The organism is Kitasatospora sp. NPDC032757 (assembly GCF_055579305.1).
This window is the reverse complement of sequence record NZ_JBVINN010000069.1, coordinates 21,490-28,090: the sequence shown is the minus strand read 5'-3', so window position 1 is coordinate 28,090 and position 6,601 is coordinate 21,490. Positions and strand designations below refer to the sequence as shown.

The 6,601-nt window shown below is 70.8% G+C and carries 6 protein-coding genes; 4 read left to right on the top strand and 2 right to left on the bottom strand.

Annotated features, from left to right (window positions below; genetic code table 11):
* Positions 1-136 precede the first annotated feature (136 nt).
* On the top strand, positions 137-910 hold the full coding sequence (locus ACZ5WK_RS38920; protein WP_465555102.1) for a TetR family transcriptional regulator: 774 nt from the start codon (positions 137-139) through the stop codon (positions 908-910).
* Positions 911-1,088: 178 nt separating this feature from the next.
* Positions 1,089-1,385 (top strand): hypothetical protein, encoded by a 297-nt coding sequence (locus tag ACZ5WK_RS38915; RefSeq protein ID WP_465555100.1) that lies wholly within the window; start codon positions 1,089-1,091, stop codon positions 1,383-1,385.
* A 168-nt stretch (positions 1,386-1,553) separates the two neighbouring features.
* Here the strand turns inward: ACZ5WK_RS38915 and ACZ5WK_RS38910 are convergent, their stop codons facing one another.
* Entirely contained in the window at positions 1,554-2,666 is a 1,113-nt protein-coding gene (locus ACZ5WK_RS38910) for a CapA family protein (protein WP_465555098.1), read from the bottom strand.
* Positions 2,667-2,738: 72 nt separating this feature from the next.
* Complete coding sequence (locus ACZ5WK_RS38905; protein WP_465555096.1) at positions 2,739-3,341, bottom strand: hypothetical protein; 603 nt, start codon at positions 3,339-3,341, stop codon at positions 2,739-2,741.
* Between the two features lie 676 nt (positions 3,342-4,017).
* On the opposite strand from ACZ5WK_RS38905, the gene ACZ5WK_RS38900 reads away from it, so the two are divergent.
* Together ACZ5WK_RS38900 and ACZ5WK_RS38895 are read left to right on the top strand one after the other, a co-directional pair.
* Entirely contained in the window at positions 4,018-5,364 is a 1,347-nt protein-coding gene (locus ACZ5WK_RS38900) for a phenylacetate--CoA ligase family protein (protein ID WP_465555094.1), read from the top strand.
* A 245-nt stretch (positions 5,365-5,609) separates the two neighbouring features.
* Positions 5,610-6,407 carry a MerR family transcriptional regulator gene (locus tag ACZ5WK_RS38895; protein WP_465555092.1) on the top strand — a complete coding sequence of 266 codons (798 nt, stop codon included), beginning with the start codon at positions 5,610-5,612 and terminating at the stop codon, positions 6,405-6,407.
* Positions 6,408-6,601: the final 194 nt, after the last annotated feature.

Below are 6,601 nucleotides of genomic sequence, written 5' to 3'. Positions count from 1 at the left end.
GGCACCAACCAGATCCAGCGCATCGTCATGGCCCGCAACCTGCCGTAACCCGGCCCTGCGGCGGCGCACCGGCGTACCGGGGTGCGCCCCCGCGCACGCACGTCCGGCTGTTCGAAGCCGGTGCTATGTTCCGGGAATGAGCGAGAAGGAAGAACAGGACCAGCCCATGAACGACGGGCCGCCGAAGCCGGCGATGCGCGAGGCGCTGGTCGCCGCCGCCTTCGAGCTCTTCCTGGAACGGGGGTTCGAACAGACCACCGTCGACGACATCGTCTCGCTCGCCGGTGTCGGCCGGCGCTCCTTCTTCCGCTACTTCCCGGCCAAGGAGGACGTGGTCTTCCCCGACCACGAGCGCAGCCTCGCCGAGATGACGGAGTTCCTGGAGTCCGGCAACGGCGAGGAGGACCCGGTCCGGCACGCCTGCGACGCCGCCCGCCTCGTCCTGCGGATGTACGCCGAGCAGCCCTCCTTCTCCGTGCAGCGCTACCGGCTCACCCGCAAGGTTCCAGGCCTGCGCGCGTACGAGCTCTCGGTGGTCTGGCGCTACGAGCACACGCTCGCCCACTACCTGCGCGGCCGCTTCGCCGGCCGGCCGGACGGCGCGCTGCGTGCGGACGTCATCGCCGCCGCCGTGGTCTCCGCACACAACCACGCGCTGCGGACCTGGCTGCGCTCCGGCGGCGAGAGCGACTGGACCGCCGAGGTGGACGCGGCGATGGCCTTCGTCACCGGCACCTGGAGCGACCGGCGCGCCGACGGGGCGTCGGGCGGGGCGTCGGGCGGCGAGGCTGCCGGCGAGGAGGACGCCGACGACGTGGTGGTGCTGGTGGCCAGTCGCCGGGCGCCGCTCTGGCGGATGGTGCAGGGCATCGAGAGCGCGCTGGGGGAGACGCGCCAGGTGCAGCCGTGACCCCCTGAGCCTCCGGGCTCTCCCGGCCTTCCTGACCCGGACCAGGACCCGGGTCCTGGCACCGGCCCGGATCCGGCCGCCCCGCGTCGGCCGTGGCCGCCCGCGCTCCACCGCACGGCCGTCCCCCGTCCGAGTGAGCCCCGGATTCCACCGGACCGGCCCGGGGCAATCTCGCCCCGTGACCACCTCCACTCCGCGCCGCCGCAAGCGTCGTCGCCCGGCCGCTCCGCAGCGGCGGCCGGCCCCGGCCCCGGCCAAGACCACCGCCTCCGTCCCCGTCCCCTCCCCGACGGTGTCGACCGCGTCGAGCGCGCCACCCCCGCCACCAGGGTCGGCCGCACTCCCGCGCCCCCCGTCCGCCGCCCGCCGGCCGACCTGCTGCGACGTCTCCACCACCGAGCACCGCTCCCTCGGCGGCACCATCATCCGTACCCACCGCCACCACCCCACCTGCCCCGTCTGGACCGCCCGTTGACGCTCCGCCCCCGCCGGCTCCGCGCCCCGGTGGTGCGGCGCGAGCAGGGCCGGCCACCCCTCGCCGCGCGCCCACCGGCGTCCACCCGGTCCTCGGGCAGTGCCCGGGGCCCGGGCGAGAGGGCTCGGACGACGAGTCGCCCGTTCGGCAGCGGGCCCGTCCGCTTCCTCACGCTCGCAGCAGAGCGAGCATCCCGTCCGTGTCGAGATCCACTCGTACGCCGAGGCCGCGGCTGACCCGGTCCAGAACCCCTCGTAGCCACTGCGCGTCCTCGCGCGAGGCGTGCCGCAGCCGCATCTGCTGAGCCTGCAGAGGCACCATCCGGGCACCGATCAGCTCGCCGCTGCCGGGCTCCACCGTGACGAGGTACAGCAAACGCAGGTCGTCCCGGTACCGCTCATGGCCGGCGATGCCCTCGTAGTCGTCGATGAAGTCGCCGCAGCCGTAGAGGATGAGCCTTCCGCGGTAGACCTCGATGGGGCGGGGGTGGTGCGAGGAGTGCCCGTGGACCACGTCGACACCGCCGTCGATCAGCGCATGTGCGAAGCGGATCTGGGCTCCGGAGACCTCGTAGCCCCAGTTGGACCCCCAGTGGACCGAGGCGACGACGACATCGCCCGGTCTCCTCGCCCGCCCTACCCGGTCGGCGATGTCGGCCGCGTCGACGGCCGACGCCTCGGAGACGAAGCCGACGCCGGCCCGGTGCTCGGCGGCGGCCCAGCGCCACGGAATGCCGCTGGAGGCCGTCCCGAAGGAGAAGACCAGAATCCGCCCGCGGCCGGCGACCGGGATGATCGCCGGCCGCCGCGCGGCGACCGCGTCCCGTCCTGCTCCGACCGCCGGCAGCCGCGCGCTCCTCAAGGCGTCGAGCGTCTCCTCGAGCCCGCGGAGGCCGAAGTCCAGCACGTGGTTGTTGGCCAGCACGCAGACGTCGGGCCGGGCGGCGGCCAGGCAGGGCACGTTGGCCGGGTCCATCCGGTAGTGCACGTCCTTCCCCGGCGCGAAGTCGCTGCTACGGGTCACGCTCGTCTCCAGGTTCACCACCCGAACGTCGGGCGCGGCCTCGTCGAGCAGCCGCAGGGCCTCCCCCCAGGGCCAGGAGAACTCGACCGGACGCGGAATCGGGCCGCACACCGCCTCTGCCCATGCGACGTAGGCCCGCGCATCCCGGGCGTACGGCTCCCGCAACGTCGGATCGCCGGGGTGCGGCAGGATCTGGTCGATCCCGCGGCCGAGCATCACGTCGCCGCAGAGGAACAGCCTCACCGGGTCGGTGCTCATGGTTCAACGCTAGACCCGATGCCGCCGCTGTGAAGGTCACGGCCCCGGGCAGCGCGGCGCTCCGGCCGGTCGCTACTGAAGAGCAACTCCGTCAGGTAGTTGGCAGCGAGGATCGGACTGCCCCTTGCCCAGCAGCTTCCGGAACAGAGTGCCGGGTTGTGCCCACAGGACGGCGTCGACGCGCGGGTTCGCCATGAGCGTCGGGCACTCCACCCGCTGCCAGGTGTTCCCTTTCCTGACGGCGTCGCCGAAAATGATCCGCACCTCACCCCGCGCGCCTTCGGAAAATCCCAACGAAGCGTTTCGCCAGAAGGCCGCAGCCTTTCCGGAGTAGTCCGAGTAGTACGGGGTGCACAGGTTGAGATCTTCGATCAGCATCATCATCGTCTGCCCGCCGTACTTCTCGGCAGTGGCCTTCGCCGCCTCCTCGACCGACTTCCCCCTGTAGGTGCCGCTGTAGTACCACACGGCGGTGGGATCGCCGCGTTCCACGGCTTTCCGCATCTGCGATCTCGTCACCCACCGGGAACTGTCATCGGTCTGCCCGGGAAGGACAACTCCGCCGCCGTTGGTCGGCCCCTCATTCGCGAAGGGAACCGACTCGCCGACCGGCTCGGCCCTGATGGCCGGAGCAGGACTCGACGGCGGAATCGGTGAGGTCGGACGAATGTTCACGGCGGCAGGTCCAGCTCTCAACAATGCCTCCTTGCGAGTGGCCGACGGGATTCCGACCGGCGCAAATCTAGCCGCGAACTGCACGAGGAGGCACGGGTGCCGGCAGATCAGGCCGTGCGCGCGGCGGCGTTGACATCACCTGATGACACCCTGCCCGATCGTGTCGTCCCGGTGTGCCCGATGGAAAGGCCGATGCGCGGCAGGAGGCCTGCGATGGCCGGAAGCCGCCCCGGTCGGCCCCGTTCTCCGGAGGGCAGGGAAGCGAGGTGCCGGGGCGGTGGCGCGGTCTGTCCGTCAACGACCGCGGCACGAATCGGTGAGACGGTCCGGACCTGGCCGTACATGCTCCTGAGCAAGCATCGGAAGATCCTTGTGTCTCTTGTGCCGGGAGCCCTAGGTTCGAATCGTCTCATCCGCGAGGGGCATATTCCGGGCAGGGCCCGTCGGCAAATCCCGAGGGGTTTCCGCCGGAATGCATCCGGCATCCTCCTCGAGAGGAATCACGAGCGAAATCCGGAAGACCACCTCGGACCGCGCCGGAGATTTCGGCAGCGAGGTCGGTGACGCGGACCCGGGGACCATCTCCGGTGGTCTCGAGTACATCTGACGTCCATTCCCCGGGCAGATGCCGGCGCAATGTCGCCGGTGCCCGGCCGGTCGTACAAAGGAGGGCTGTGTGTTGAACCTGCCGAGCGATCTGGCACGCGACTTCCATCGGCTGCGCGAGCGCATCACGCGCAAGGAGTCGTCCGCGTGGTTCCGGGGGAAGCGCCAGGAGATCGAGGGCCTGGCTCCGTACGATCCCGGCCGGGGGCGCGAGCGCCTCGACCATCTGCTGGCCACCGCTTCGAAACAAGTCCCGTACTACCGCGCCCTTCGCGACCGCGAGCAGCTGAGCCTGAGTGACTTCCCCCTGACCCGCAAGAACGACCTGCGCGAGCACTTCGTCGATTTCATCAGCCGCGATGCGAGGGGCCGGATGGCACCCGGTGCGTTCTACCTCGCTCAGACCAGCGGCAGCACGGGACAGCCCGTCACCCTGCTGTCGACCGCCGAGGCCGGCGGACTGTCGAACAACGTGATCCGTGAGCGGTTGAGCGCCTTCCTCGGCCTACCGGACCGTGGCACCGCCCTCAACCTGGGACTGCTCTTCCCCGGTACTCCACTCTTCCAGCCGGTGATGCTGCCCCGCCCGTACCTCAAGTGCAACCTGCGTGGATACGACCCCCATGCGCCCGACATCGTCGCGGATTACGAGGCCGTGGTCGGACGCATCCCGATCGACCAGATCGCCGGTTCTTCCAGCCGCGTCATCGCCCTGGCCCGATACTGCCTGGACCGCGGCATCGTCCTGCGTCCGCACGGTGTCGTGGCCTCCCACGAGCACATGCCCGACAGCGGCCGCCGTCTGATCGAGGAGGCGTTCGGTTGCCCGGTCACCATGCTGTACGCGACGTCGGAAACCGGCTACGCGGCCTTCGAATGCAGCCGGCGGCGGATGCACTTCCAGGACGATTTCGTCCTGCCCGAGATCGGTCCGGCCGGTGATCACGAGGCCGGCGAAATCGTCGTGACCGCTCTGCTGTCCACCCCGATGCCGGTCATCCGCTACGTGACGGGCGACCTCGCGCCCCGGCCGGTCGACTGCGGGTGCGGCCTGCCCGGCACCGTGACCGACGGCCTGCTGGGCCGGGCCCGCACCAGCCTGGTCGGTCTCGACGGATCGGCATACTCGCCCTATGCGCTGCTGGCCTCGCTGGCCGCCGCGGGCCTGCCGGACTTCCAGGTCGTACAGAACGAACCAGGCACGCTCGACCTTGTGACCGCCGGCCCGGCGGAGGTCGCCGCAGCCCGCGTGCGGGACATCAACACCAGCCTCGAAGCGCACTTCGGTGCCCTGCAGGGCTTCCGCCTGCGCCACCGCCCGCACCACGACTTCCAGTTCACCTCGAGCGGCAAGCGCAACCCCGTCGTTCAGCACCTGGAGCTGCCGGACACCACCGAGCGCTCGGGATACCTGTGACAGCGCAGGGCGACAACCCTGCGGGACGGGGCGGTGTTCGGCCGGGAGCCGGGCAAGGGCGCGGCGGGAGACAGTCCGGGCCTGGTGAACCCCGGGGCGTACCGGTCCCGTGAAACACATTACCGAGGCGTGATCTTCGAGGTTTCCGACCAGGCCTCGCAGCCGGGCGTCGTGCACTCCGAGTGCCGACGGCACACCAAGCACCCTAGCCCCACCGCACCCATCGCACTACCGAGGAGCGACAGATGGAGTCACCTCCGCCGCAGGCCGTATCCCACACCGCTCGGCCGGATGCGTCCTACACGGTCGAGGAGATCTCCAGACTGGTGGGGATGTCACCGCGCAACATCCGTGCTCACCAGTCCCGCAAACTGCTCCGGCCGCCGGCGCGCAAGGGGCGGATCGGTTACTACGACGAGACCCACGTCCGTCGCCTGCAGCACATCGTGTCCCTCCAGCGCCAGGGCTTCAACCTGGTGTCCATCGCGGCGTTCCTCGGTGCCGGGGGCCGCGATGCCGAGGAAGCCCAGCTCGCCGCCGCAGTCAACCGCGCGGTGCGTGACCAACCCGCGGTGTTCTACTCCCTGAACCGGCACGGCATGCTCGGATGGGAGGCCGACGGCACGATGACGGTTGCGCGGCCGGCGGTGCAGCGGGCCACGATGGAGCTCGTCCGGACGGGCGTCCCGCCGGCGGCTGCGCTGCGGTGTCTGGCGCGGTCGCTGGACCGGATCGCCAGCGCCGCCGAGGAACTGGTCGCGTCATCGAGCGCGGAACTCATCGCCGGCGCCTCCGAGGAGCCCGTCACCACGTCGAGCGGGGAACTCATCGCCGGCGCACCCGTGTTAGCACCGGGACCGGCCACCCGTGCGGCCGGTGGAGCTCAGACCGCACGACTCACCGAGGGGTTGGTGGAGCTGCTGGTGAGCACGTTCCGGGTCGCTGCGGAGGACCGGGGCCGTGAGCTCGTCACCGAACTGCTCACGGAGAACGGTGGTTCCGATACCTGGGTCGAGGAGCACCTGGTGGTCGAGAACGGGTGAGCACACGGCCCTGGTCGTGCCCGCAACTCCCCGTCGACGGCAGGATTCCGTGCGACCGTGAGCCGCCGCCGGGCACGGTCTCGTTCCTTCCCCGCATCGGCCACACCGCCGGCACTGCGGTCAAGGTGCTTCGGAGGCAGCAGAGTTGCTGTGCGGCAGCCGCGAGCTCTCGACGTCCACAGTCCCTGCCGACG

What these genes read in the sequence shown, in the direction of transcription:
- ACZ5WK_RS38910 (WP_465555098.1), bottom strand. Translation starts at nt 2,666, where the DNA reads ATGAGCACCGACCCGGTGAGGCTGTTCCTCTGCGGCGACGTGATGCTC.
- ACZ5WK_RS38920 (WP_465555102.1), top strand. Translation starts at nt 137, where the DNA reads ATGAGCGAGAAGGAAGAACAGGACCAGCCCATGAACGACGGGCCGCCG.
- ACZ5WK_RS38895 (WP_465555092.1), top strand. Translation starts at nt 5,610, where the DNA reads ATGGAGTCACCTCCGCCGCAGGCCGTATCCCACACCGCTCGGCCGGAT.